This is a genomic window from Marinobacter sp. LV10R520-4 (genome assembly GCF_002563815.1).
Lineage (GTDB): Bacteria > Pseudomonadota > Gammaproteobacteria > Pseudomonadales > Oleiphilaceae > Marinobacter.
In genome coordinates, this window is record NZ_PDJM01000001.1 from 4332200 (window position 1) to 4358106 (window position 25907).

A 25907-nucleotide genomic window follows, 5' to 3' on the forward strand; every position below is an offset into this window, starting at 1 on the left:
ATAGTGACTATTGTGTGACCTTGCGCAACCGTTCCAGACACTGCGCCCGTGCCAGACCCGGGCCGCCAATCCAGAATGGCGCATTCTGCTGCACCTGGCGGATGACCAGCCTGGCAGATTTTACCTCCATAACCACCGCGCCGGCACACGCGGTATTGATCTGATGGCTACCCGTCAATGCATAACGGCGAGTTACCTGCGGGTGCGGGTGGCCGTAGCGATGGCGGTAGCCGGCGGTGTAAATGACAGTATCCGGCGACAGTGCCTGAACCAGAGCGTCGGACGACGACGTTTTGCTGCCGTGATGGGGCGCCAGCAGCACCCTGTTAATGGCCTTGTGCGCCCTTTGCGTTTTTTGTGCAGACTGATCATTCAAATAGCTCAGGTATTCGGCTTCCTCCCTGACGGTAATATCACCGGTGAGCAGCCACTCGGTCGCCGAAGCAGGGTCACGGATGCGCAGCACGCAGGAGGCACCGTTACCTTCTTTGGCGCGGCCTGAGCGCCAGAAGTCCAGCTCCAGCCGCCCTAACATCAGGGTCTGCCGCTTGCAGTCGTCCACGTTTCTGGCCAGCCCTGCCTGCTCCAGGCGATCGGCTGTTTCGCCCGCTTCACCGCTGATCAAACGCGCCAGCGGCAATTCGGTGACAAGCTGCTCCAGCCCGCCGCTGTGGTCGCCATCGGCATGGCTCACCACCAGCGTATCCAAGCGCTGCACCCCCAGCGCCCGAAGGTTGGGAAGTATCACCGACTCTACCGCCGAGAACACACCGGGAATGGCTGGGCCGGTGTCATACAGCAATGCCTGCTGCTGATGGCGCACCAGAACCGAAAGACCCTGGCCGACATCCCACACGATCACCTGTGGCAAAGGTACGGGGCGATTATCAACCGGCGCCTGAACCCACCAGTGCGACACTAACCAAAGCCCCAGTAACACCGCCAGCGCAAGACGAAAGCCCCGCTGCGGATACCACAAAGCCAGAAGTACAACCGCTGCCAACCCGATGGCCGCGCCAACACCCAGTTGAATTGTCGGGCTGCCCCAGCCCGCCAGCCACTGCAATCCTTGCCATAAAACCCCCAATACGGTGTCCAGAAGCAGCGTCACCCACACGCTGCTGGCGGGTACAAGCGCCACTAACAAGGCGCCGCACAACAGCAGCGGCATAACCACCATCGACACCCACGGAATGGCAAACAGATTGGCCACAAACCCCGCCAGCGGCTGATTCTGGCCCAGTAACAGCAGCCCCGGCCATAATCCGGCGAACATGGCAGTCTGCGCCAGCACCAGCGCCAGCACGCCCTGAACCACGCCAAGACGCCCAGAGAACACCAGTATCAGCACCGCCACCGCACAAAACGACAGCCAGAAGCCGGCGTCCAGCGGCGAAAATGGATCGGCAATCAACACCACTGTCAGCGCCAGCAGCAGGCTGCGCCAGGGCGGTATGTGCCAGCCTTGCAATAGCGCCCAGCCCAGTACACCGATCATTAACAGCGCGCGCCGGGTGGGCACGGTAAAGCCGGACATTAACGCGTAGGCCAGGCAGCCGACCATCACCGCGCCAAACACCAGGCGCCGCCTGGCACGTTCAGACAACATGAATTCGGGCACCCCCAACGCACACCGGCGCGCTACCCATCCAATACCCAAAGCCACCAGCCCCAGATGCAGGCCCGAAATCGCCACCAGGTGAATGGTGCCGGTGGCTTTCAGAGTGTCCCAATGGGCGGGGGTCATGGCGCCGCGATAGCCAATCAGCAAAGACGACAACAACGGGAAATGCCTGGCTTCGCCAAACTTCGCCGTCACCCAGTTCAGCAGGCGGCGGTGCTGGTAGCGGTAACGGCAGTGCAGGCCACATTCAATACTGGCATCCGGCACCACCGTGCGCACACTTCCGGTGGCGCGGTAACCGTGACGGAACAGCCAGTCTTCATAGCGGAAACCGGTCAGGTTCAAGCCACCGTGGGGGCGTTTAAGCACAACCGTTATATTCAGAGTGTGACCGGGTAACTGATCCGGATGGTCGCCGTACCAGGCCAGCCGCAAGCGGGAGGGTAAAGAGTGCGCCGGTAATGGCGCTTGCACGTTACGCTGGTAAGCGTTTTCCACTAGGCAGAAATCGAACTTTAAACTGTCAAAACTGCCCCGAGCGGGAAGACTGCAGACATAACCGGACACCTCCAGCGGCACCCTTTCCCATGCCGCCGGCAGGCGCTCATGCAAGCGCTGACTGGCGTGCCATGAAGCCCAGGCGGTGCCCGCTAACAGCACCGCAAGCAGCATAAAAGCCATGCGACCCCAGCGGTGAGGAAGCAAAAGCGCCAGCAGGCCGCAACCTGCCATAGCCGCAAACAGCCATTGCCACGCTGGCAACACCGACAACCGATACAGTAAGATAACGCCGCAACAGAACGCAATTAGCAAAGGCTCGACAACAAGGCCTCGCGGGCTGCGAGACAGCGGGCGGTTTGAGTCGTCACTGAAAAAATCGCCGGACATTCCTTGTCCTCCTGAATTATGGCATCGGCGTTGTCCCTAACACCGGTCGTTTACACGTCTATAGGCAGAACAACTTCTTATGCCGAAGAAGTTCATGAAACGCTATTTGCCGTCTCCGGAAAAGGTGAGGCAAATGAAATCGCTGAATTTTCTGGGCGATATCGTACGGGAACCCAATCTGTGGCATATCAACCGCCACAGTGTGGCTCGTGCGTTTCTGGTAGGCGTGTGGTTCTGCTTTATTCCGATGCCTTTCCAGATGCTTGCATCGGCGCTTTTCGCGATCTGGCTCAACGCCAACCTGCCGCTGGCGGTGGCGCTGGTGTGGATCAGCAACCCGGTTACCATGCCCCTGATTTTTTACTTCAACTACAAACTGGGGGCCTGGATGCTGAGCCGGCCGCTGCTGGAATTTGAATTCTCGCCGTCACGGGCGTGGGTCAGTGAACGCCTGCTGGATATTGGCGTACCGCTTTACCTGGGCTCGCTGGTTGTGGCTACGGTGTCTGCCTGCTTCGCTTATTTGATCATTCAGTTGTTATGGCGCAGACAAGTCCGCGCCAACTGGAGTCTGCGCCGGGGGCAACGCCGCGACTAGCCCTCGTGCACCAAACGCCCCTGCTCCAGCCGCATAACCCGCCCCAGGCTTCGTGCCATCGACATATCGTGGGTCACCATCACAAACGCCATACCAAACTGATCGCGCAGCGATTCGATCAATGCGCGCACACCGGCACCGGTGTGTTCGTCAAGATTGCCGGTGGGTTCGTCCATCAAAACGCAGTCGGGCTCGTTCACCAGGGCTCGGGCAATGGCCACGCGCTGGCGCTCACCGCCAGACAGTTCGCCCGGCTTGTGCTCCAGACGTGCGCCCAACCCCACACTGTTAAGCAGAACAGCGGCCTTCTTGCGCGCTACCGCCACGCTGACACCACCCAGCACGCAGGGCATCATCACGTTCTCAAGCGCGGAGAACTCCGGCAACAAATGGTGAAACTGGTATACAAACCCAAGATGCTTATTGCGAAAGCGCGCCCGCGCGGCTTCCGACAGTTTGTAAATTTCCTTACCGCAAATTTCGATATGGCCCGTTGACGGGCGGTCTAGTCCGCCTAGCAAGTTCAGCAGCGTGGTTTTTCCGGAGCCGCTACTGCCCACAATGGCAATGGTTTCACCGGCGGTGACTTGCAACGAGATGTCGGAAAAGATCGTCAACTTTTCCGGGCCCTGGTTATAGGTGCGGGTCACTTGATTGCAATCAATAACCCAGTTCGCGGTGTTAGCCGTTACGTCTTTTATGCTTTTGCTCATAGGTTGGCTCTATTCATATCTAAGCGCGTCTGCCGGGTCGATACGAGACGCACGCCAGGCCGGGTAAATAGTGGCCAGCAGACTCATGGCCAGGCCACTACCGCTGATGATCATGACGTCTTCCCACAGCAGCTGGGACGGCAAGTAACTGATAAAATACACATCGGCACTGAGGAACTGATGGCCCAGTGCGCCCTCCAACCAGCTGATGAAACCGCTGATGTTGAGCGCACCCAGAATACCAAGCACAGTGCCCACCAAGGTTCCGAAAATGCCGATGACCGCGCCCTGCACGATAAAAATGCGCATGATGCGCGCGGGAGTCGCGCCCATGGTGCGTAAAATGGCAATGTCTGCGGTTTTGTCGGTAACCACCATGACAAGAGTGGACACAATATTGAACGCCGCCACCGCCACAATGAACATCAGCAACACGCCAATCATGGTTTTTTCCATTCGTATGGCCTGGAATAGATTGCCGTGGGTGCGGGTCCAGTCGGATACGTAATAGCGCCCGGTAAGCAGCTGCGCCGCTTGCTCTGCCACCCGCGGCGCGGCGAACAGGTCGTCTACCAGCAAGCGGATACCTTGGGCTTTACCGTCTGTACGCATCAGCTTGGCGGCGTCGTCCATATGAATCAGAGTATAACTGCCGTCTAGTTCGGCTCCCACGCTGAACACGCCCTTTACAGTAAAGCGCTTCAATCGCGGCAATACGCCAGCCGGCGTTACCGACACTTCAGGCAGCACCACGGTTATTTTGTCACCCAGCTGCAGACGCAGGCTGGACGCCAAAAAGCGCCCTATAATGATGCCGAATTCGCCAGACTTCAGATCGTCCAGGCTGCCCTGCTCCATGTGGTCTTCAATAATCGATACGGTTCGCTCCTGATCTGGCAAAATGCCGTTTAACAGCACGCCGCGCACCTCTCCGCCGCCGGTGACCATAGCCTGGCCCTGAATAAACGGCGCCGCCGCCAACACTCGCGGGTGTTTCTCGACTGCTGCGTCTACCGCTTCCCAGTTTTCAAGCGGGCCGGCGCCCTCGATAATAGCGTGGGGCACCATACCCAGAATTCGCTGTTTCAGCTCGCGATCGAAACCGTTCATGACTGACAGCACGATAATCAGCACCGCAACGCCCAGCATCAAGCCGATCATAGAGGTCAGAGAGATAAATGAAATGAAGTGATTGCGGCGTTTGGCAGCGGTATAGCGCAAGCCGATATAAAATGATAAAGGTTTAAACATAAAGCCTTGCCTGCTGCTGGCTGCGACTAATTCGTGATTGATTGAACCCGGTCGTGTTAATGCCGCGCCGGGAACTGCTAAACTTCACCCTACAAACGAACATCCGTATCGGAGTCCTAATGACCCAGTGCAACGATGACAGCGCCAATGCGAAGAAACAACGCGAACGGCGGGATTACTTTAGAATAAACGACCGGATTGGGTTGGAGGTGCACAAACTGCCCACCAGTACCCAAGACGATTTTAGTGCCTTCGAAAATACCCCGCTCACCAGCTTACAGGCAGAATTCCAACGTCTTGACCATGACATCAAAACCCAACTTGCCGGCTTAAGCGAGCGCGACCGGGCGTTGCAAAGCCTGTTAAAAGCGTTCAACTCCAAGCTGGATATTCTGGCGCGCATTATGGCCTTTGAGCAAAATCCGTTGCAACCGGAGCATTGGCACCAAACCACGCTCAGCGAGGGTGGCGTTGCCTTTATTAGCAACGATGACAGCTTGCAGGTAGGTGACCATATTGCCATACGCCTGACTCTGCCGCCGGAACTGCTCCAGCCCCGGGCCGTTGGCGAAGTAGTCGGCGTTAACACCAAAGACCGCGACGGCACACGGATTCGCATCCGCTTTGTTCGCTTGGAAGACAGTGACCGTCAACAGCTGGCGCGCCACATCATGCGCTGGCAAATTCGCCAGCGCCAGCAACCGAATACCGGAACTGCCGAGGCGAATGACCAGAGCGCAGACTAAATTACGTTTTATTCATTTCTGCTGAGGAGTCATTCTGATCATGAAGACCTATCACTTTTGGCGCCCTTTGTTGCGAGCAGGCCTGTTATCTGCCTCTCTGGCGACGACCCTGTCGGTGATGTCTGCCAGTGCTCAGGAATTGATTATTCCGCTCGGCCAGCAGGGCGACCGCGATGTCATGTCACTGCCACAGACCGGCATGAAAGCCGAGCGCGTGCGCGAGCGCTGGGGCTCACCCGGGTCAACCGGCGGCCCGGTAGGCCAGCCTCCCATCAGCCAGTGGCACTATCCCGCTTTTGTGGTGTATTTCGAGAGCGAGCGGATTATCCGCGCGGTTATGAAGCGCACGCCCTGACACAGACACAGAAAAGGCCGAAAAGTTTTGCCAGTAGATCCTGACGTGCCGGCGGCTGTCCGTTAGAATGGTTTTTTTCAACAGGTAAAGGTACTGGCCCAGTGAACTCGAAGCCGTTATTGCCCGCAGAGTGGGCGCCGCAGAGTGCGGTGATGCTGACCTGGCCCCACCGGAAAACCGCTTGGGCCAGCAATCTGGCACAGACAGAGCCGGTATTCATGGCCATTGCGCACGCGGTTTTGCGCTTCGAATCCCTACTGATCAGCTGCGAAGACCCAGAACAGGCGCAGCGACTGCAGGAACACCTAAATCAGTATGCAGAAACCGCTGGAGTGGCATTCCGCGCGCTGGTTCTGGTTGTGCCGTCAGACGATAGCTGGGCGCGGGACCACGGCCCTCTAACGGTGCTCACGTACCAAGGTTCCAGGCTGATTGATTTCAGTTTTAACGCCTGGGGCAATAAATTTCCGTGGGGCAAAGACAACGCCCTGAACAACAGGCTGCTCAGGGCCGGCGCGTTTGACGGCAGCACCCTGAAGAGTGTCGACTTCATTCTGGAAGGCGGCGCCATCGACACCGATGGCGAAGGCACTCTGCTGACCACCAGCGAATGCCTGCTAAGTCCCAGCCGCAATCCCGATTACAGCCGCAGCGGCATGGAGCAGCTTTTTAGCCAGTTACTGGGCATTCGCCGGGTGCTCTGGCTTAATCACGGTTACCTGGCCGGCGACGATACCGACAGCCACATAGACACCCTGGCACGGTTTTGTGCACCCGACCACATCTGCTATGTCGCCTGCCCTGATGAAAACGACGAGCATTATGGCGCCCTTAACGCCATGGCCGAAGGCCTGCGCGAATTCCGCCAAGCCAATGGTGAGCCCTACCGGCTAACACCTCTGCCATGGCCCGATGCTATTTATAACGAAAACGGCCAGCGCCTGCCGGCCACTTACGCCAACTTTCTGATCATCAACGGCGCGGTATTGCTGCCGGTATACGATGTGCCCCAGGATGCGGCAGCGATCGCCACACTGCAGAGCCTGTTCCCCAGCCGTGAAATCATCGCTATACCCTGTCGGCCGCTGCTTCAGCAAGGTGGCAGCCTGCACTGCGTGACGATGCAATTGCCGGCGGGCGTGATGACCTAATAGCGCCGCACCTGTTCTTTCCTGAGCGGCCGGCGTATTGCCTGCTACGCAGACATTTAAAACAGGTAAAAGATTGATCAGAATATGAACAAATCGATAAATCATATCGTCCATGAACTCAATGGTATTCTGCTGGGCAAAGACCAGCAGGTTCGCCTGGCGCTTTGCAGCTTGTTCGCCGGCGGCCATTTGCTGATTGAAGACATTCCCGGCATGGGTAAAACCACGCTTGCCCACGCTCTGGCGCACATAATGGGGCTGCGCTATCAACGCATTCAATTTACTAATGATTTGTTGCCGGCGGACGTACTGGGCTATTCAATTTATGATAAGGCCGCCGGCAGCCTGGTTTTTCATCCGGGGCCAATTTTCGCCCAGTTGATCCTGGCCGACGAAATCAATCGCGCCTCACCCCGTACCCAGAGCGCTCTACTGGAGGCAATGGAAGAACGGCAGGTGTCGATTGAAGGTGAGACCCGGCCCCTTCCCCAGCCGTTTTTTGTGATTGCCACCCAAAACCCCATCGAGCAAGGTGGTACATTCGCGCTGCCAGAGAGCCAACTCGACCGGTTTTTGATGCGTTTGCACCTGGGCTACCCTGACCCCCAGGCAGAACGTCAGTTACTGGAAGGCGAAGACCGCCGCAGCCTGACCAAGCGCCTGCCCACTCTGTTAGCTGAAAAGCAGCTGAAACACATTCAACAAACAGTGCTGCAGGTAAACACCAGCCCCGCGCTGCTGGATTACGTACAGCGCCTGCTGGAAGCCAGCCGCAACATTCCGGGCCTGCTTTACGGCCTGTCGCCGCGCGCCGGTTTGGGCCTGCTGCGCGCAGCCAAAGCCTGGGCGTTTATGCAGGGCCGTGATTACGTGCTGCCAGACGACGTACAGGCAGTGTTTGCGGCGGTGGCAGAGCACCGTCTGGAACAGGGCGAAAGCGGCAAAAGCCGGGAGCGGGTGCAACGCTTGCTGGCCGGCGTATCGGTGCTTGGCGACTGAATCTAATGGGTGCCTGGCGACTGAACCCATAGAGCGGGCGTATCGGCAGAATTGGCCAAAACAACTGGCAAGCGCACCGGCTATTCATGATAGCCTTTAACTCTTCCTACTGAACTTTCTAAGCTTTCTAAGCTTTTTAAACTTTTTAAATTTCGTGCCGCTGCCATAACGGGCTGCGGGCACAATGACCACACGCGTATCAAGTGAGAACAGCATGAGCACCAGCACACACTCCCGCCTGATTATTCTGGGTTCCGGCCCTGCCGGCTATACCGCTGCCGTTTACGCAGCCCGCGCCAACCTGAAGCCGACATTGATCACCGGTATTGAAGTGGGTGGCCAGTTGACCACCACCACAGACGTCGATAACTGGCCCGGTGACAACGACGGCGTGCAGGGACCAGAGTTAATGCAACGCATGTTGAAACATGCGGAACGCTTTGAAACTAAAATCATTTATGACACGGTAAATGAAGTTGATTTGAACCAGCGTCCGTTTCGCTTGAAGGGCGACAGCGGGGAGCACACCTGCGATGCGCTGATCATTTCTACCGGCGCCTCAGCCATGTACCTGGGGCTTGAGTCGGAAGAGAAATTCAAGGGCCAGGGTGTGTCGGCCTGTGCAACCTGTGACGGCTTTTTCTATCGCAACCAGAAGGTAGCGGTTATCGGCGGCGGCAACACCGCCGTTGAAGAAGCCCTGTACCTGTCCAACATCGCCGCCGAAGTGACGCTGGTGCATCGCCGCGACAGCTTGCGCGCAGAAAAAATTCTGCAGGACAAATTGTTTGAAAAAGCTGCCAACGGCAATGTCCGGATCATCTGGGATCATACCCTGGACGAAGTGCTGGGTGATGGCACCGGCGTAACCGGTATGCGCATCCGCAGCATGAAAGACGACTCCAAGCAGGACATGGAGCTTTCCGGTGTGTTTATCGCTATTGGCCATAAACCCAACACCAGCCTGTTCGAGGGTCAGCTGGAAATGACCAATGGCTATTTGCACATCCGCTCCGGGTTGGACGGCATGGCGACCCAGACAAGCGTGCCCGGCGTGTTTGCGGCCGGTGACGTTGCCGATCATGTGTATCGCCAGGCGGTAACCTCGTCCGGTTTTGGCTGTATGGCAGCGTTGGACGCCGAACGTTATCTGGACCTACAAAGCTGAGCTGAACAGCGAATACACTATGACGTCTCTGCCCTGGTTGCCTGAACATGTGCTGTGGTTCCCCCCGCCGGAAAGCGCGCTGGCGGAACCCGACGGCCTGCTGGCTGCCGGCGGCGATTTGAGCAGCAAGCGCCTGATGCTGGCCTATGAAAACGGTATTTTTCCCTGGTACAGCGACGACCAGCCCATACTCTGGTGGTCACCCGATCCGCGCTGCGTCATTTTTCCGGAAAATATCCACATTTCCCGCAGCCTGCGCCGCAGCCTCAACAAAGGTTATTTCACGATAACCGCAGACCGGGCCTTCAGCCGGATTATGCGCCTGTGTGGATCTACCCGTGCCGAGGGCACCTGGATTACCGAAAACATGCTTCAGGCCTACAACAAGCTGCATCGGGAGGGCATTGCCCACTCTATTGAAGCCTGGAACCCGCACGGCGAATTGGCGGGCGGCATGTATGGCATAGCGCTGGGCAGCTGTTTTTTTGGCGAGTCTATGTTCTCGCTGGAAACCAACGCGTCCAAGGTATTAATGGTGCACCTTGCCAACCAGCTGCGGCAGTGGGGATACCGGATTATTGACTGCCAGATAGCCAGCGATCACCTGTTGAGCATGGGCGCACAAACACTACCGCGAACGGAGTTTCTGGCCCTGCTCGGCCGCTATACAAAACAACCACCGGCAGTGGCAGACTGGCAGTTTCAATGGCGTTGGCCAGGCTCGGAGGGTGAATGAGCAATTTGACAACACTGGTGTTCTTTGCAACGCCCGCTCACGACTGCAGCTATCTGCTAGGTCGCCAATCCACCACCATGTTTGTAGATCCTAAAGCAGAGGTTAACCGCACGCTTTACAGCCAGCTGACGGCTCTTGGCTTTCGCCGCAGCGGCTCACACTATTACCGCCCCCACTGTGAAAACTGCCAGGCCTGTATTCCTGTCAGGGTACCCGTGGCAGAGTTTATCCCCGACCGCAACCAACGCCGGGTCTGGAAAAAAAACGCTGATGTAGCCTGCGCGCTGGTGCCAGCCGCCTATACGGAGCAATGGTATCGGCTTTATGCCCGCTACATTGAGCTGCGCCACAAAGACGGCGACATGTACCCGCCATCACGAGAGCAGTTCATGGCGTTTCTGGTGGAAGGCCAGACCGATTCCTGGTTTCTGGAAATGACCCTGCATGGCGAGCTTATCGGGTTGGCGGCGGTTGACCGTCTGGACGACGGCCTGTCGGCTATCTATACCGTGTTTGAACCGGACATGGATCATCGCAGCCTGGGCACCTTCGCGGTACTCTGGCAAATTGAAGAGGCCCGGCGCCAGCAGCTCAGCCATGTGTATCTGGGGTACTGGATTCTGGAATGTCGCAAAATGAACTACAAAAGCCGCTTCAAACCCATCGAGCAGTTCACGGATAACCGCTGGCAAGCGCTCGATAGCAACTGACTTTTGCTAAACGGCTCGAAATCAGGCAGTATTACGCAATTTAAAATTACGGAAAGTATTCCAAAACGAGGTTTTTACTGAATGGCGAAGACAGATGTCATTGAAATGGAAGGCGTTATTATCGATACGCTACCAAACACCATGTTCCGTGTTGAGCTGAGCAACGGCCACGTTGTGACCGCACACATCTCTGGAAAGATGCGCAAGAACTACATCCGCATCCTGACCGGCGATAAAGTCAAAGTGGAACTGACGCCATACGACCTGAGCAAAGGCCGCATCGTTTATCGCGCGCGTTGATTTTTGAGCACGTATTCATAGAAAAGCCCGCAATTGCGGGCTTTTCTTTTTTCCGGACTAAAACTCAATCGATGGTCACACCGCTTCTGCGGGTTCCGGCTCGTATTCGAACACCAGTTCGTCATTTTCGAGGTGCACAAACACTTCACCGCCTTTCTCGGCCAGTCGACCAAACAGGATCTGCTCGGCCAGGGGCCGCTTGATCTTGTCCTGAATCAACCGTGACATCGGCCTTGCACCCATGGCCACATCGTAGCCCTTGTCGGCTAGCCACAGCTTGGAAGGTTCGTCTACGTGCAACACCACGTGCTTGTCGTCCAGCTGGGCCTGCAGTTCGGTGAGGAACTTGTCCACCACGTGAGTGATGGTCTGGCGCTGCAGATCCGCAAACTGAATAATGCCATCCAAACGGTTGCGGAATTCAGGCGTAAAGGTTTTGCTGATGACTTCCATGCCATCGCTGCGGTGATTTTGCTCACTGAAGCCCATGGAGCGACGGGCCATGCTTTCGGCACCGGCGTTGGTCGTCATCACCAGGATTACGTGACGGAAGTCGGCTTTACGACCGTTGTTGTCCGTCAGCGTGCCGTGGTCCATTACCTGCAGCAGCAGGTTAAACACCTCTGGGTGAGCCTTTTCAATTTCATCCAGAAGCAGTACGCAGTGCGGATGCTTGTTCACCGCTTCGGTTAGCAGACCGCCCTGGTCAAAACCGACGTAGCCCGGCGGGGCTCCAATCAGGCGTGACACGGTGTGGCGCTCCATGTACTCGGACATATCAAAGCGCACCAGCTCGATACCCAACACCTTGGCCAACTGCTTGGTGACTTCGGTTTTACCGACACCGGTGGGGCCGGCAAACAGGAATGCACCTTCCGGTTTTTCCGGTGATTTGAGCCCGGCGCGAGCCAGCTTGATGGCCGTAGACAGGGATGCGATGGCCGGGTCTTGCCCGAACACCACCATTTTAAGGTCCCGCTCCATATTACGCAGCACATCTTTGTCACTGGTGGACACGCTCTTGGGTGGGATGCGTGCAATATTGGCCACGACTTCCTCAATTTCTGCCACATCGATCACTTTTTTGCGTTTGTCTTCGCTCATCAAGCGCTGATGAGCGCCGGCCTCGTCGATCACGTCTATGGCTTTGTCAGGCAAGTGCCTGTCATTGATGTAGCGTTCAGACAGCTCTGCGGCCACCCGCAGGGCTTGATCGGTGTAGGTTAAATCGTGATGCTTCTCAAAATTTGGTTTCAGACCTTTCAGGATCAGATAAGTGTCTTCGACGCTGGGTTCGTTGACATCAATTTTCTGGAATCTGCGAGCCAGGGCAGCATCTTTTTCAAATATACCGCGGAATTCCTGGTAGGTGGTCGAACCAATGCAGCGCAGCTCACCCGAGCCGAGCATGGGTTTGAGCAGGTTCGACGCGTCCATCACGCCACCCGACGCCGAGCCGGCGCCAATAATGGTGTGAATTTCATCGATAAACAAAATAGCGTGTTCCTGCTTTTTCAGATCCGACAGCAGACCTTTCAAACGCTTTTCAAAATCACCGCGGTACTTGGTACCCGCCAGCAGCGCTCCGAGATCCAGCGAGTACACCACCGCATCGGCAATCACTTGCGGGACCTGAGCATCCACAATGCGCTTGGCCAGCCCTTCGGCAATGGCGGTTTTACCAACGCCGGCCTCGCCGACCAACAGGGGATTGTTTTTGCGGCGGCGCACCAGAATCTGCACCACACGCTCGACTTCGTGCTCGCGACCGATTAGCGGATCGATACGGCCCAGGCGGGCCTGTTCATTCAGGTTGGTGGTGTAATTTTCCAGGGGTGTGGACTGCGTCGCTTCTTCGCCGCTCTCCTCTTGGGCAGCCTCGCGGCCTTCCTGATCCTCGGCACCCTGAACTCGGGAAATGCCGTGAGACACAAAATTTACCACGTCAATGCGCGCTACGTTCTGCTTTTTCAGCAGGTAAACCGCCTGGCTTTCCTGCTCACTAAAGATCGCCACCAGCACGTTGGCGCCGGTTACCTCTTTTTTGCCAGACGACTGCACGTGGAAAACCGCACGCTGCAGCACACGTTGAAAGCCCAAGGTTGGCTGGGTTTCTCGATCGCCGTCAGAATCCGGAATGAGTGGCGTTGTAGAGTCAACAAATTCAAGCAGTTCCTGTTCTAGCAGGCCTAACTCTGCGCCGCACGCTTTCAGAACTCCCACTGCCGAATCGTTGTCCAAAAGGGCCAACAGCAAATGCTCTACTGTCATGAATTCGTGACGTTTGTCACGGGCATTCTTGAAGGCCGAATTCAATGTAAGTTCAAGATCTTTGCTCAGCATGGGCTACTCCAAAAGCTATCAATCTGCACGTTCAATTTCGCACAACAGCGGGTGATCACATTCTGACGAATACTGATTCACCTGGGCTGCTTTGGTTTCTGCGATATCCCGGGAATACACACCACATACGGCTTTGCCTTGCGTATGGACGAGAAGCATCACCTGTGTTGCCTTTTCTTCGTTCATTCCGAAGAAAGTCGTTAACACCTCCACCACGAAATCCATAGGAGTGTAGTCGTCGTTTAAAAGAATCACCCGGAACTGCGCAGGCCGCTTCAGGGCTGGCTTTTCCGGCGCCACACTGAGCTGGTCGTGGCGACCCGGCTCACTTTCATCTCCCTGATTCCATATTAGTTGAGAATTTTCAATCATTCGCATCATTCTTTACCGAATTTGCCGGTGCCTTACTAGTAATGTGGGTGTGGTCCCCCGCTTTTTCAAGCAGGCTGGTGTTCCGTGTAGATGAAGTATATCCCCCACATGGAACACCGGGCCGCGGCCTTGGCTTCTATAAGTACGCACATGATACCGGTTCCGGACTGCCTTCAACCACTCAAAACCTCTACGGCGGGCAGTTGACTGCAGCTCTGTATTGAACCAAAGTTCATAGCAATGTAAAAAAATGTTACCCAGCTCCAGAATTCAACAATAATAACTACTGACAGCACAGGTACAGGGGAGTTCAACATGCCCAGCGGCAAAGTGAAATGGTTCAACAACGCCAAAGGTTACGGTTTCATCATTGAGGACGGCTGCAGTGACGACCTGTTCGCTCATTTTTCGGCCATTCAAATGGATGGCTATAAAACCCTGAAGGCCGGCCAGGCGGTCAGTTTCGAAAAAAAAACGGTGGATGACGGTGTTCACGCCGTCAACATAACGCCGCTGCTGCGAGCAAGCCACAGTGTCTTGTCTGGCTGAACGACAAATCTGCCGGATTTGTGCGAATCCAAAGAGACTGGCGGTTGCGAAATCCTGCATCTGGGGTAGTCTTTGCAGCCAGCCTCCATTCGTTAGCAGCAGAGACCTTTAGAGAGACCTTTTAGAGAGCCCCTTAAATGGCCGAATTGATTCTGTTCAACAAGCCGTTTCAGGTACTCAGCCAGTTTACCGATGAGCGGCAGCCTTCCGGCAAGCCCCGGCGAGCCACCCTGGCTGACTGGATCAACCAGCCGGGCATATATCCTGCCGGTCGATTAGATTATGACTCCGAGGGCCTGCTATTACTGACCTCAGACGGCCAGCTACAGCATCGCATCGCCTCACCCCACCGCAAGATGGAAAAAACCTACTGGGTTCAGGTTGAAGGCACCATTAACGCTCAAGCTCTGCGTCAGCTGGAACAAGGTGTAAAGCTGAAAGACGGCCTGACGCTCCCGGCCCTTGCCCGAGCCATGGACGAACCGGCGGTTTGGTTGCGCAATCCCCCTGTACGTTTTCGCCAGAACATTCCCACCAGCTGGCTGGAACTGACCATCTGCGAAGGCCGTAATCGCCAGGTAAGACGCATGACCGCGGCGCTGGGTTTTCCTACGTTGCGACTTATCCGTTATCGCATTGGTGACTGGAACCTTGGCTTACTTGAACCCGGCCAGTTCAGCTCAACAACCGTGAATATGACCGCGACCGCAGCGCCCGCGCAGTGCACAAGGTATCAGCGCGGCTTGATAGCGACATTATTGCCGCTGGATCTGATTCACGACCCACAGACGTGACGACTGCAAGCTGATAAAATAATCCGCTTTTACTGACACAGAGCCGTTATGACCGAGTTCCATACAGCCGTAAACACCCTGCCGGGCGCTATTCAAAATACTAGCCCAAACACCAGCCGCGTTATCGTCGGCATGTCCGGCGGTGTCGATTCCTCCGTTGCCGCCTGGCTACTGAAAGAACAGGGTTATCAGGTAGAAGGCCTGTTCATGAAGAACTGGGATGAAGACGACGGCACCGAATATTGCACCGCCATGACCGACCTGGCCGATGCCCAGGCGGTGGCCGACCACATCGGTATAAAGCTGCATACCGCCAGCTTTGCGGCGGAATACTGGGACCGGGTGTTCGAGCATTTTCTCAGCGAATACAAAGCCGGCCGCACCCCAAATCCAGACATTTTGTGCAACAAGGAAGTGAAATTCCGCGCCTTTCTGGATTACGCGATAACACTGGGCGCCGACTACATTGCCACCGGGCACTACACTCGCCAATACCCGCTTGATGACGGTTCCGGTAGAGCTCAGCTGCTGAAAGGCCTCGACGGCAACAAAGATCAAAGCTATTTCCTGCACGCGGTATCTGGCGATCGCATTGCCCGCACCTTGTTTCCCGTGGGCGAACTGGAGAAACCGGAAGTGCGCCGCATTGCCGAAGCGCAAGGGTTTGTCACACACGACAAAAAAGACTCTACCGGCATCTGCTTTATTGGCGAGCGCAAGTTCACTGACTTCCTGAAACAGTACCTGCCGGCCCAGCCTGGCAATATTGAAACACCGGAAGGCCATGTTATTGGCCGCCACCAAGGCCTGATGTACCACACCATTGGCCAGCGCCAGGGCCTTGGTATTGGCGGTTTGAACGGCTACAGCGATGAGCCCTGGTACGTAGCGGAAAAAGATCTGACCCGTAACGTGTTGATTGCCGCCCAGGGCAAAAACCACCCGCTGCTGTTTTCCCGCGGCCTGGTGTCTGGCCCCGTCGACTGGGTTGCTGCGGAGGCGCCCAGCGCTCAGTTCCGCTGCATGGCCAAAACCCGCTATCGCCAGCCCGACCAGCTGTGTGAGGTAACGGTTATCGACGGCGGCGCAAAAGTGGTGTTCGACGATGCCCAGCGCGCAGTGACGCCTGGTCAATCGGTGGTATTTTACGATGGCGAGATTTGCCTGGGTGGCGGCGTAATCGAACACACCTGGCGCGATGGCGAACCACTGCCCCCGCGCCTGACCACTGAGCCAAAGACCGGATTAAAGTCAGGAGTGCAGTCATGAGCCGCACACTGCACGACCAGACCCTGGCCCTGGCCGGCGTTTTTCAGGCCGCGAATCTGGTTACCCAGATTGCCCATGACGGCATTTGCGACGCAACCGATCTGGAAACCTGCCTACGCTCACTGTTCGCCACTGACCCGGCGACCACACTGGACGTTTACGGCGGGGAACTGCGCGACTTGAGCCTAGGGCTAAATACGTTGATTCGTGTGCTCAGCGAGCAAAGCAAGCCTACCGACATCGAAATACTGCGCTACGTGCTGAATCTGATCCAACTGGAGTCCAAGCTCAACAGCAGCAAAGACATGATGTCGGTGCTGGGCAGCCGGATTGAGCAGGCACGTCACACGGCCAGTCATTTTGGTTACGTACACAGCAATCTGATCGGCAATCTGGCGTCAGTGTATACCGACACCATCAGCACCTACCGCCAGCGCATTCAAGTCGGCGGTACGCCGGCTATTCTGCAGCGGGAAGAGAACGCCGCTAAAATACGGGCGCTGCTGTTGGCCGGTATCCGCTCTGCGGTGCTCTGGCGGCAAACCGGCGGGCGCCGCTGGCAACTGATCTTTACCCGCAAAAAAGTGATTGCCCACGCCGGCGAATTGCTGAAAACCGGTTAATGTCCCGTTTGACTCATTCGTAAACCGGCCAAGCTGATTCCGCCAGGCCGCTGGTGTATTATACCGCCCTGACTTTTACCGCCCCCGCTTCAAACATTTTTGAGAGGTTTTCGATGGAACTCACCGCCCTGACCGCCATTTCCCCGGTGGACGGACGCTACGGCAGCAAAGTTAGCGTTTTCCGCGACATCTTCAGTGAGTATGGCCTGATCAGAAACCGCGTAACCGTCGAAATCCGCTGGCTGCAAAAACTGGCTGCCCATCCGCAAATTCAGGAAGTTCGCGCATTTTCTGTTCAAGCAGACGCCGCTTTGAACGCCCTGGTCAGCGAATTCGGTCTAGCCGACGCCCAGCGCATAAAAGATATTGAACGCACCACCAATCACGATGTGAAAGCGGTGGAATACTTCATCAAAGAAAAAATCGCCGGCAACGCCGAACTTCACGCAGTCACCGAATTTGTTCACTTTGCCTGCACTTCGGAGGACATCAACAACCTGTCCCACGCATTAATGCTGCGCGAAGGCCTGGACAGCGGCATGCTGCCAGCGATGACAAAAGTTATAGACCAGATCGCCAGGCTGGCACACGACCACGCTGCCCAGCCCATGCTGTCGCGCACACACGGCCAAACCGCGTCGCCCTCGACCGTGGGTAAAGAACTGGCCAACGTGGTCCACCGCCTTCGGCGCCAGCTAGCGCAGATCAAAAATGTGGAATTGCTGGGTAAAATCAACGGCGCTGTAGGCAATTACAACGCTCACTTGTCGGCCTATCCGGACATTGACTGGGCGGAAAACGCAAAAACGTTCATTGAAGGCCTGGGGTTGAATTTCAACCCGTACACCACTCAGATTGAACCCCACGATTACATCGCCGAACTGTACGACGCGGTTGCCCGCTTCAACACCATTTTGATCGACTTGGACCGCGACATCTGGGGCTATATTTCTCTGGGTTATTTCAAGCAGAAAACCGTCGAAGGCGAAGTGGGTTCGTCCACCATGCCACACAAAGTTAATCCCATTGACTTCGAAAACTCCGAAGGCAACCTGGGCATTGCCAACGCCTTGCTAAGCCATTTGTCAGCGAAGCTGCCGATCTCGCGCTGGCAGCGTGACTTGACCGACTCCACGGTGCTGCGCAACCTGGGCGTGGGATTTGCCCACAGCCTGATTGCCTATGAATCGACCCTGAAAGGCTTGAGCAAGCTGGAACTGAACGCCGCGCGCCTGGACGCCGACCTGAACCAGGCCTGGGAAGTTCTGGCGGAACCGATTCAGACCGTCATGCGCCGTTACAATATTGAAAAGCCTTACGAAAAGCTGAAAGCCCTGACCCGCGGTAAAGCCATGAGCGCCGAGGTTATCCAGAGCTTTGTCAGCAGCCTGGACATTCCCGAGCAGGCCAAAGCTGAACTGATGGCGATGACGCCCGGCAGCTACATTGGCAACGCCGTAGACCAGGCCCGCAACATCTGAAAACCGGAGTAACACCATGGACATGCTTAGCGGAATAACCCCTGCAGAGTTTTTACGGGACTACTGGCAGAAAAAACCCCTGGTTATCCGCCAGGCGTTTCCCGGCTTTGAAAGCCCCGTGAGCGCCGACGAGCTGGCAGGGTTGGCCTGTGAAGAAACCGTAGAATCGCGCATCGTGATTGAAGACGATGCCGGCAAACCCTGGCAAGTACATAACGGCCCGTTCAACGAAGAGCGTTTCAGCAAGCTGCCAGAGCAAAACTGGACCCTGCTGGTGCAGGGCCTTGACCACTGGGTACCGGAAGTCGCCGATTTGCTGGAGCACTTCCGCTTTGTACCCAACTGGCGGCTGGACGACATTATGGCCAGCTACGCGCCGAAAGGCGGCAGCGTAGGCCCCCATTACGACCAGTATGACGTGTTCCTGCTGCAGGCTCAGGGTAACCGGCGCTGGACGTTCGGCGGTGAATGCGGCTCTAAGTCGCCGCGCCTGGAAGGCACGCCGCTGCGTATTCTAAGTGATTGGCAGGGCGAGGAAACGGTTATTCTAGAGCCGGGTGACATGCTGTACCTGCCCCCCGCCATTGGCCACCATGGCATAGCCGAAGACGAGTGTATTACTCTGTCAGTGGGCTTTCGCGCGCCCACAGTCGACGATTTGCTCACCGGCTTTACCGACTTCCTGTGCAACCAGCCTGATGCGGCCGAGCACATGAACGATCCGGACCTGGCTATGCAGGACAATCCCGGTGCCATCGCACCGGTTGTGATTGACCGCCTGGAAGCCCTGATACAGGAAAAAATAGGCGACCGGCGCAACCTGTCATTGTGGTTCGGCCAATTTGCCACCGCTCCCAAGAGCGTGGAAACCGTGGTGCCCGCCGATGAGCCTGCCGCCAGCGAAGACCTGCAAGCAGCGATACAGGCCGGTGAACAGGTGCGCTGGAACGAAGGCTCTCGTTTTGCCTTTCACGAACTGGACAACGAAACCGCACTGTTTATAGACGGTGAGCAATACCTGCTGCGCGGCGATGCCCGCCCTTTTGCGCCGCTGCTTTGCGCTGGCGCCCGGGTTGACGTGCAGGCACTGGCAGCCTTCGCCGAAGACGACGCTATCCTTGGGCTGCTCACCAACCTGTACAACCAGGGCTCAATCTACTTCGAATAAGCAGCCGCACGAGGCTCCGATGAATCTGCACATTCGAAAATACGACTGGCACAGTGCGCCACCGCAAATTCGTAGGATTCGCCAGCGGGTATTTGTGGAGGAGCAGAACGTGCCACCGGAGCTGGAGTGGGACGCCACCGACCAGAGCGCCAAGCACTTTCTGGCAGTGCTGGATGGCAACAAGGCGGCCGCCACAGCGCGCCTTTACGGCATTCCGGGTGCCACTGGCTTCATCGGGCGCATGGCGGTGCTGCCGCAGTACCGCGGCCAACAGATTGGCCAGGCACTGTTGCAGCATCTGATTTGCCAAGGCGCGGCATATTACTCCCAGCTGCAGCTGTCGGCGCAGCAGCACGCTGTCAAATTTTATCAGCGTGCCGGTTTTCACCTGTGTTCAGACCAGTATGACGATGCAGGCATCGCGCATTTCGACATGCGTTGCCTGGCGCCTTCTGTGCTGGCCGAAGAGCTGGTGGCGGAACCGGTCGAGAAACGGCCTGGCATTCGCAAATTTCCAATGAACCTTGGCAACGATTCCCGCAGCTGGCTGTTCGAGCGGCCGCAGCAACTGGTAGAGCTGATGCACAGCCTGGCGGGACAGGCCCGGCAGCGATTATGGCTGTACGACAACACGCTGGACTTCGACCTTTACGACCAGTCGCGCTTTTGCGAGTTGGTGTCGCGGATGGCCAGACGCCATAGGCGTAGCGATGTCCGTCTACTGATTCAAGATGACAAAGCCCTGACTCAACGCCAGCACGGGCTAGTTGAGTTAATGCGACGGCTGCCAAGCAGGATCGAACTGCGGCTATTAAGCGACGCCACTCCACCAAACAAAGAACCCTTTGTTCTGGCCGACCGCCAGGGTGTGCTTTGCCGCCACGAGTTTGGCGGCAACCAGGGATTTGCCAACTTTGCCGACGGCGGACGGGTTAAGCGCTTGGAAGAGCGTTTCTTGCAAATGTGGAACACCAGCCAGCGCTCTGCGGAGCTACGGGTTCTTTCTCTCTAATGTTTAAGGCGGCCGCAGGCGCTTTAGTTTTTAAAGCAACTGCGGGCGCTTTCTAACGTTTAAATCAGCCGCGTTCAAAGGGTGTGCCGAATTCGGCAAACTCTGCGTCTACCTCTTCAGCCACCTCAGCAATCAGCCGGCGCAGCCATTGGTGGTCGGCGTTGTGTTGCAGCAGGGGGCTCCAGGCCATTTTCAGATCGAACGGCGGAATGTCAAAGGGCGGCACCTTGAACACCAGGTGCGGATTGTCACGCTGAAGCCAGGCCGCCCGTGATGGCAGCGTGGCTACCAGGTCATGCTGCTCGGCCAGCAGCATGGCCACCTGGTAGTGGCGGGTAAACACTGATATCTGCCGTTTATGGCCAATCCTGGCCAGAGCTTCATCAACCCAGCCCAGGCGCTGCACGTCTTTCGGATTTACCCCTACCCCCACACCAAAACCTGTCTTACTGACCCAGATGTGACTTGCTTGCAGATAGCTTTCCAGGGTAAACGACTGTTTTAAAATCGGGTTTTCGGCATTCATCAGGCAGGCAAAATATTCGCTCCACAGGGTTTTCTGGTGAAACGACTGTGGAATTTTGTCGAAGCGGTTGATGGCCATATCCAGCCTGCCCTGTTCCACGTCCAGAAAACTGACGTCGCTGGGAGTTAATACATCCAGGGTCACCTGTGGCGCTTCCTGGCGTATGCGTCGCAGTACTCGTGGCATCAGGCAGGATTCAGCGTAATCACTGGCCATAATACGAAAAACACGCTGGCTGTTCATCGCGGAAAACGGGGTTTTATCCTGCATCACCTGCTCGATGCTGGACACAATCGAACGCACCACGGGCTGCAGTTCCCGGGCTCTTTCGGTGGCGGTCATGCCTTCGCTGGTGCGCACCAGCAAAGGGTCACCAAACAACTCCCGTAACCGTCGCAAGCCGTTACTCATGGCGGGCTGAGTAATGCCCAGATGGTTGGCCGCCTTGGTTACATTGCACTCCCGCAGCAGCACGTCCAGGTACACCAACAGATTCAGATCTACGCGGGAAATATCCAAGGCCTGCTCTCCTTCACATTTAACAACATTTTCAAGCCTTCACATTTAAAAACATTCTTAAGGCGCTATTTCTGATACCCTTTTTATCATCATTCAACATGCGCCAGCTTGCCGACGGAGGCTCGTCGTAACTCATGGAAACTTTAACACTTGTTCTGCTACTAGCAGCCGTGGTTGCCATTGCCATTACCGTGGTCACCATAAGCCATATGCGTGAAAAAGCCCGCATTCAGCGCATTCGCCGCATTGCCACGCTTGAAGAGAACTACAAACTGGCCGACCGGCTTCTAACGGAACTGCCCGGCCAGTATCTGACCAGTGATTTGAAACTGGTGCTGATCAAACAAATGGAGCACAGCTGCAATGGCCTGGCAACCCTGAACACCGCCCTGCCAATTGACAAACGGCGCGATGCTCTGGGCCAGCTGAAACAGCAGATACGCGACGGTACAGACAAAACGGTGCCCGTGCGCATAGAGTCACCGCAAAAAGCCACCGCGGTCAAAGATCTACTGCAAAGCCTGTTCGCTCTGTTAGAAACAATGCACAAGGCCGGCAGGCTGGACGCTGCCACGGCGCGGAAGAACTTGAAATACGTGCTGTTTCTGGTGCATAAAACCCACACCGATCTGCATGTTTTTCAGGCCCGGGATTATGTGCGCCAGAACGAAATACGTAAAGCCATTTACGCCTACCATCTGGCCAGCACCGAAATGGGCAAATCTGCGGATAACCCCGTGGCCATGAAAGCCGTGAAAAGCTTCCGCACCCGCATCAAGGAACTGGAAGCGTTGACCGGCACAGAGACCGACAGCGCAAACCTTGACGCTCACCGCAAGCACGATAAAGAGTGGGACACCCTTCTGGAAGACGACAGCTGGAAGAAAAAAGCCAACTACGACGATTAGAAACGCGACTAACCCAACGCTTTTTCGATGTCAGCACGAATATCGGCAGGCTTGGTGGTGGGCGGGTAGCGCTTGAGTATCTTGCCATCGCGATTCACCAAAAACTTGGTAAAGTTCCACTTCACTTGCTCGGACCCAAGCAACCCCGAGGCCTCATGCTTTAGATAGCGGTAAAGCGGATGGGTATTGTCGCCGTTTACTTCAACTTTGGCAAACATCGGAAAGCTGACGCCGTAATTCAGTGAACAGAACTGACCGATGCTGTCGTTGCTGCCCGGATCCTGGTTCATAAACTGATTGCAGGGAAAACCCAGCACTTCCAGGCCCTTATCAGCCAGATCACTATAAAGTGCCTGCAGCCCCCCAAATTGCGGTGTGAAACCGCATTTGCTGGCGGTATTCACAATCAACAAGACTTTGCCCTGGTAAACCGCCATGCTTTGGGCATTACCGCGAATGTCTTCTACCTCAAAATCGTATATACCGGCCATCGCGCTGTTCCTTCTATCTGAAATGCGGTGGAATCGTGTCGAGCGCCAAGCTTAGCACTATTCATCATAATTCAACTGTTGTTCAGGGCACCCGCTCCATTAGAATGAATGGATACTCATTGTTTTCGCTATTAACCGCAACATACGCCATTAGAGAGGGTCGACCGGGCATGCAGAATTATCACAAATCCACCAAACTGGACAATGTGTGCTACGAGATACGCGGCGTGGTTCTGCGTGAAGCGAGGCGCCTGGAAGAAGAAGGCCACCGCGTACTGAAGCTGAATATCGGTAACCCGGCCAGCTTCGAGCTCGATGTACCTGAAGAAATTCAGCAAGACGTCATCTACAACATGCACCAGGCCCAGGGATATGTGGAATCCAAGGGCCTGTTTTCCGCGCGCAAAGCGGTAATGCACTATTGCCAGCAGCGCGGCATCGACAAAGTCGACATTGATGACATTTACCTGGGTAACGGCGTCAGCGAACTGATCGTCATGTCGATGCAGGCGATGCTCAATACCGGCGACGAAGTGTTGATTCCCGCGCCTGACTACCCGCTGTGGACCGCCGCGGTGGCACTTTCCAGTGGCAAGCCTGTGCACTATCACTGCGATGAACAGCAGGGCTGGTTTCCGGATATTGACGACATTCGCCGCAAGATCACCAAACGCACTCGCGCCATTGTATTGATCAACCCCAACAACCCCACGGGCGCGGTCTATTCTACCGAGCTGCTACACCAGGTGATTGAGCTGGCACGGGCCCACAACCTGATCATTTTGTCTGACGAGATTTACGACAAGATTCTTTACGATGGTGTGAAGCACGTCTCTACCGCATCCCTGGCCGATGACGTGCTCTTTTTCACCTACAATGGCCTGTCGAAAAATTATCGTGCTGCAGGCTATCGCTCCGGCTGGATGATCATCAGCGGCGCCAAACATAAAGCGAAAGACCTGATTGAGGGCATCGAAATGCTCTCGAATATGCGTTTATGCGCCAACGTGCCCGCGCAACTGGGCATTCAGACGGCCCTGGGGGGATACCAGTCCATCAACGACCTGGTCATTCCCGGCGGCCGCCTGTTCGAGCAGCGCCAGACCGCCTGGGAATTGCTCAACGACATTCCCGGCGTCACCTGCGTAAAGCCCCAGGGCGCGCTTTATCTGTTTCCACGCCTGGACCCCAAACGCTACCCCATCGTCAATGACGAAAAACTGGTGCTGGACCTGTTGATTCAGGAAAAGATACTGCTAGTACAGGGTTCCGCTTTTAATGTAACAGACAGGCAACATTTGCGGGTTGTGTTCCTGCCGCGCAAAGACACTCTGGCCGATGCCGTCGGTCGCCTGGGGCGATTCCTGGAACAATACAGCCAGTAAGGCGGTCAAATCGGGATCCAGACAATCAGGCCCCGCTACATTCATAAGAGTCGGACGATATGAGAATACTGCTGTTTCTGGCGACCAACCTGGCAGTGATCCTGGTAGCCAGTTTCACCTTGAGATTATTGGACGTAGACAGTTATCTGGCCCAGAACGGTATTGAGTACGGCTCTTTGCTGGCGTTTGGTATCAACCGGGGCCACAGGAGTGACCTGGGTGCTCTGTTCATGACCCATCCGCCGCTCGAACAGCGTATTCAGGCGTTGCAGCAGGCCAAACTTTAAAAAAGGTACAAAACTTCTTATGCTCAATAAGCGGGACGTGGACAGTAAAGACACTAAGGAACAACTGATGAGGCACGACGAGATACCGGCAGACAGCGACGACCCGCTGCTGAACGTATTGCACAAGTCGATCCGCTTTGCCGTGCGTATTCTGGCAATTCTGATGGTATTGGTGATTTACTGGAGCGTTGCCGACGTTATTTATGTAATTTACGAAAGATTGCAGTCCCCGCCCTTTATGTTGATGGATGTGGAGGACATTCTGCAGGTGTTCGGTGCCTTTATGGCGGTGCTGATCGCTATCGAAATCTTTATAAACATTCGCCTGTATCTGGGCTCTAACGTGATTCCGGTGCAGCTGGTTATCGCCACCGCGCTGATGGCCATTGCCCGAAAGGTTATTGTGCTGGACCTGACCCTGGTCAGCGCTGAACAGATTGTGGGTATCGGCATTACTGCGCTGGCTCTGGGCATCTGCTATTGGTTAGTGCGACTAAAAACCTGACCTATGGGTGAAAACGCTGTTTTTCTGAGCCGCGGCCGCGGTAGTATCGAACGGTGTTCTACTTGAGAGGATAACTGTCATGAAAACAATCCATAAATTTCGGCTTGAAGGCGGTAAGGTAATCAACACCCTGAAACTGCGGGAGGGCTATAGAGCGGTACGCTGCGAGTACGTGGTGCCCGACAAATGCGTGTACCTTTGGGTTGAGCAACCGTTAAATGTCGACATTGCGACGGTGGTGCGGCAGTTTGTTGTGGCGTTCTCCGGCGACCCGGTGCCTATCCGCTACAACTACGTAGACACCGCCATCGACACTCTGGGCGCAGAAGCCTACCACGTGTTCGAGGTGTCCGGACCGGCTACCACTGAGATGCTGGCTAAGGGCGAAGTACACGCCGAGCCGTTGGCTGCGGCGCGCTAAGGCCACTGTTTTTAA

Annotated in this window: 27 protein-coding genes and 1 pseudogene; 21 read left to right on the forward strand and 7 right to left on the reverse strand. The window is 55.9% G+C overall.

What is annotated here, in order from left to right:
- Positions 1-7: 7 nt before the first annotated feature.
- On the reverse strand, positions 8-2512 hold the full coding sequence (locus ATG98_RS20965; protein WP_098424299.1) for a DNA internalization-related competence protein ComEC/Rec2: 2505 nt from the start codon (positions 2510-2512) through the stop codon (positions 8-10).
- 79 nt (positions 2513-2591) lie between these two features.
- On the opposite strand from ATG98_RS20965, the gene ATG98_RS20970 reads away from it, so the two are divergent.
- Positions 2592-3110: a DUF2062 domain-containing protein gene (locus tag ATG98_RS20970; RefSeq protein ID WP_179888240.1), complete on the forward strand. Its 519-nt coding sequence runs from the start codon at positions 2592-2594 to the stop codon at positions 3108-3110.
- Here ATG98_RS20970 and ATG98_RS20975 read toward each other — a convergent pair.
- Both ATG98_RS20975 and ATG98_RS20980 read right to left on the reverse strand, forming a co-directional pair.
- Positions 3107-3823: an ABC transporter ATP-binding protein gene (locus ATG98_RS20975; RefSeq protein WP_098418870.1), complete on the reverse strand. Its 717-nt coding sequence runs from the start codon at positions 3821-3823 to the stop codon at positions 3107-3109. The genes ATG98_RS20970 and ATG98_RS20975 overlap by 4 nt on opposite strands.
- A 9-nt stretch (positions 3824-3832) precedes the next feature.
- Positions 3833-5074 (reverse strand): lipoprotein-releasing ABC transporter permease subunit, encoded by a 1242-nt coding sequence (locus tag ATG98_RS20980; protein ID WP_098418871.1) that lies wholly within the window; start codon positions 5072-5074, stop codon positions 3833-3835.
- A gap of 119 nt (positions 5075-5193) precedes the next feature.
- Here ATG98_RS20980 and ATG98_RS20985 point away from each other — a divergent pair, with 119 nt between their 5' ends.
- From ATG98_RS20985 to infA, 8 genes are all read left to right on the forward strand, one after another.
- The gene (locus ATG98_RS20985) at positions 5194-5820 is read left to right on the forward strand and encodes a PilZ domain-containing protein (protein ID WP_098418872.1); all 627 of its coding nucleotides are present in this window, start codon (positions 5194-5196) and stop codon (positions 5818-5820) included.
- A gap of 40 nt (positions 5821-5860) precedes the next feature.
- Positions 5861-6175: a hypothetical protein gene (locus tag ATG98_RS20990; protein WP_098424300.1), complete on the forward strand. Its 315-nt coding sequence runs from the start codon at positions 5861-5863 to the stop codon at positions 6173-6175.
- A 101-nt stretch (positions 6176-6276) separates the two neighbouring features.
- Positions 6277-7326: an agmatine deiminase family protein gene (locus ATG98_RS20995; RefSeq protein ID WP_098418874.1), complete on the forward strand. Its 1050-nt coding sequence runs from the start codon at positions 6277-6279 to the stop codon at positions 7324-7326.
- Positions 7327-7410: 84 nt separating this feature from the next.
- Positions 7411-8325: an AAA family ATPase gene (locus ATG98_RS21000; protein ID WP_098418875.1), complete on the forward strand. Its 915-nt coding sequence runs from the start codon at positions 7411-7413 to the stop codon at positions 8323-8325.
- 214 nt (positions 8326-8539) lie between these two features.
- Entirely contained in the window at positions 8540-9493 is a 954-nt protein-coding gene (gene trxB / locus ATG98_RS21005; RefSeq protein ID WP_098418876.1) for a thioredoxin-disulfide reductase, read from the forward strand.
- Between the two features lie 19 nt (positions 9494-9512).
- Positions 9513-10229: a leucyl/phenylalanyl-tRNA--protein transferase gene (gene aat / locus ATG98_RS21010; RefSeq protein WP_098418877.1), complete on the forward strand. Its 717-nt coding sequence runs from the start codon at positions 9513-9515 to the stop codon at positions 10227-10229.
- On the forward strand, positions 10226-10939 hold the full coding sequence (locus tag ATG98_RS21015) for an arginyltransferase (protein ID WP_098424301.1): 714 nt from the start codon (positions 10226-10228) through the stop codon (positions 10937-10939). The genes aat and ATG98_RS21015 overlap by 4 nt, the downstream gene beginning before the upstream one ends.
- A gap of 81 nt (positions 10940-11020) precedes the next feature.
- On the forward strand, positions 11021-11239 hold the full coding sequence (gene infA, locus ATG98_RS21020; protein WP_007350942.1) for a translation initiation factor IF-1: 219 nt from the start codon (positions 11021-11023) through the stop codon (positions 11237-11239).
- 75 nt (positions 11240-11314) lie between these two features.
- Here the strand turns inward: infA and clpA are convergent, their stop codons facing one another.
- Complete coding sequence (clpA, locus tag ATG98_RS21025; RefSeq protein ID WP_098418879.1) at positions 11315-13582, reverse strand: ATP-dependent Clp protease ATP-binding subunit ClpA; 2268 nt, start codon at positions 13580-13582, stop codon at positions 11315-11317.
- Between the two features lie 18 nt (positions 13583-13600).
- Positions 13601-13960, reverse strand: a complete 360-nt coding sequence (clpS, locus tag ATG98_RS21030) for an ATP-dependent Clp protease adapter ClpS (RefSeq protein ID WP_098421680.1) — start codon at positions 13958-13960, stop codon at positions 13601-13603.
- A gap of 309 nt (positions 13961-14269) precedes the next feature.
- Here clpS and cspD point away from each other — a divergent pair, with 309 nt between their 5' ends.
- The 7 genes from cspD (at position 14270) to ATG98_RS21065 (ending at position 20850) form a co-directional block, all read left to right on the forward strand.
- Entirely contained in the window at positions 14270-14503 is a 234-nt protein-coding gene (cspD, locus tag ATG98_RS21035; protein WP_098424302.1) for a cold shock domain-containing protein CspD, read from the forward strand.
- Positions 14504-14640: 137 nt separating this feature from the next.
- On the forward strand, positions 14641-15297 hold the full coding sequence (locus ATG98_RS21040; protein WP_098424303.1) for a pseudouridine synthase: 657 nt from the start codon (positions 14641-14643) through the stop codon (positions 15295-15297).
- 48 nt (positions 15298-15345) lie between these two features.
- Positions 15346-16566, forward strand: coding sequence for a tRNA 2-thiouridine(34) synthase MnmA (gene mnmA / locus ATG98_RS21045; RefSeq protein ID WP_143751517.1), 1221 nt, complete (start codon positions 15346-15348; stop codon positions 16564-16566).
- A complete protein-coding gene (gene hflD / locus ATG98_RS21050) occupies positions 16563-17189 on the forward strand; it encodes a high frequency lysogenization protein HflD (RefSeq protein WP_098418882.1) in 627 nt (208 codons plus the stop codon). Before mnmA ends, hflD begins: the two co-directional genes overlap by 4 nt.
- A gap of 113 nt (positions 17190-17302) precedes the next feature.
- A complete protein-coding gene (gene purB, locus ATG98_RS21055; RefSeq protein ID WP_098424509.1) occupies positions 17303-18670 on the forward strand; it encodes an adenylosuccinate lyase in 1368 nt (455 codons plus the stop codon).
- 16 nt (positions 18671-18686) lie between these two features.
- Positions 18687-19838 (forward strand): cupin domain-containing protein, encoded by a 1152-nt coding sequence (locus tag ATG98_RS21060; RefSeq protein WP_098424304.1) that lies wholly within the window; start codon positions 18687-18689, stop codon positions 19836-19838.
- 19 nt (positions 19839-19857) lie between these two features.
- Entirely contained in the window at positions 19858-20850 is a 993-nt protein-coding gene (locus ATG98_RS21065) for a GNAT family N-acetyltransferase (RefSeq protein ID WP_098424305.1), read from the forward strand.
- Positions 20851-20914: 64 nt separating this feature from the next.
- Here the strand turns inward: ATG98_RS21065 and ATG98_RS21070 are convergent, their stop codons facing one another.
- Positions 20915-21895, reverse strand: coding sequence for a LysR family transcriptional regulator (locus ATG98_RS21070; RefSeq protein WP_098418885.1), 981 nt, complete (start codon positions 21893-21895; stop codon positions 20915-20917).
- Between the two features lie 134 nt (positions 21896-22029).
- Between ATG98_RS21070 and ATG98_RS21075 the strand changes: the two genes are divergently transcribed.
- On the forward strand, positions 22030-22803 hold the full coding sequence (locus ATG98_RS21075) for a hypothetical protein (protein ID WP_098424306.1): 774 nt from the start codon (positions 22030-22032) through the stop codon (positions 22801-22803).
- An 8-nt stretch (positions 22804-22811) separates the two neighbouring features.
- Here the strand turns inward: ATG98_RS21075 and ATG98_RS21080 are convergent, their stop codons facing one another.
- A complete protein-coding gene (locus tag ATG98_RS21080) occupies positions 22812-23294 on the reverse strand; it encodes a glutathione peroxidase (RefSeq protein ID WP_098424307.1) in 483 nt (160 codons plus the stop codon).
- A gap of 170 nt (positions 23295-23464) precedes the next feature.
- Here ATG98_RS21080 and ATG98_RS21085 point away from each other — a divergent pair, with 170 nt between their 5' ends.
- From ATG98_RS21085 to ATG98_RS21100, 4 genes and pseudogenes are all read left to right on the forward strand, one after another.
- Entirely contained in the window at positions 23465-24679 is a 1215-nt protein-coding gene (locus ATG98_RS21085) for a pyridoxal phosphate-dependent aminotransferase (RefSeq protein ID WP_098418888.1), read from the forward strand.
- A 59-nt stretch (positions 24680-24738) separates the two neighbouring features.
- Positions 24739-24921: pseudogene (locus ATG98_RS21090) on the forward strand (protease HtpX); the annotation flags it as partial.
- Between the two features lie 112 nt (positions 24922-25033).
- On the forward strand, positions 25034-25471 hold the full coding sequence (locus ATG98_RS21095; protein ID WP_098418889.1) for a phosphate-starvation-inducible PsiE family protein: 438 nt from the start codon (positions 25034-25036) through the stop codon (positions 25469-25471).
- 79 nt (positions 25472-25550) lie between these two features.
- Complete coding sequence (locus ATG98_RS21100; RefSeq protein ID WP_098418890.1) at positions 25551-25892, forward strand: DUF7352 domain-containing protein; 342 nt, start codon at positions 25551-25553, stop codon at positions 25890-25892.
- The last annotated feature ends 15 nt before the right edge of the window (positions 25893-25907 follow it).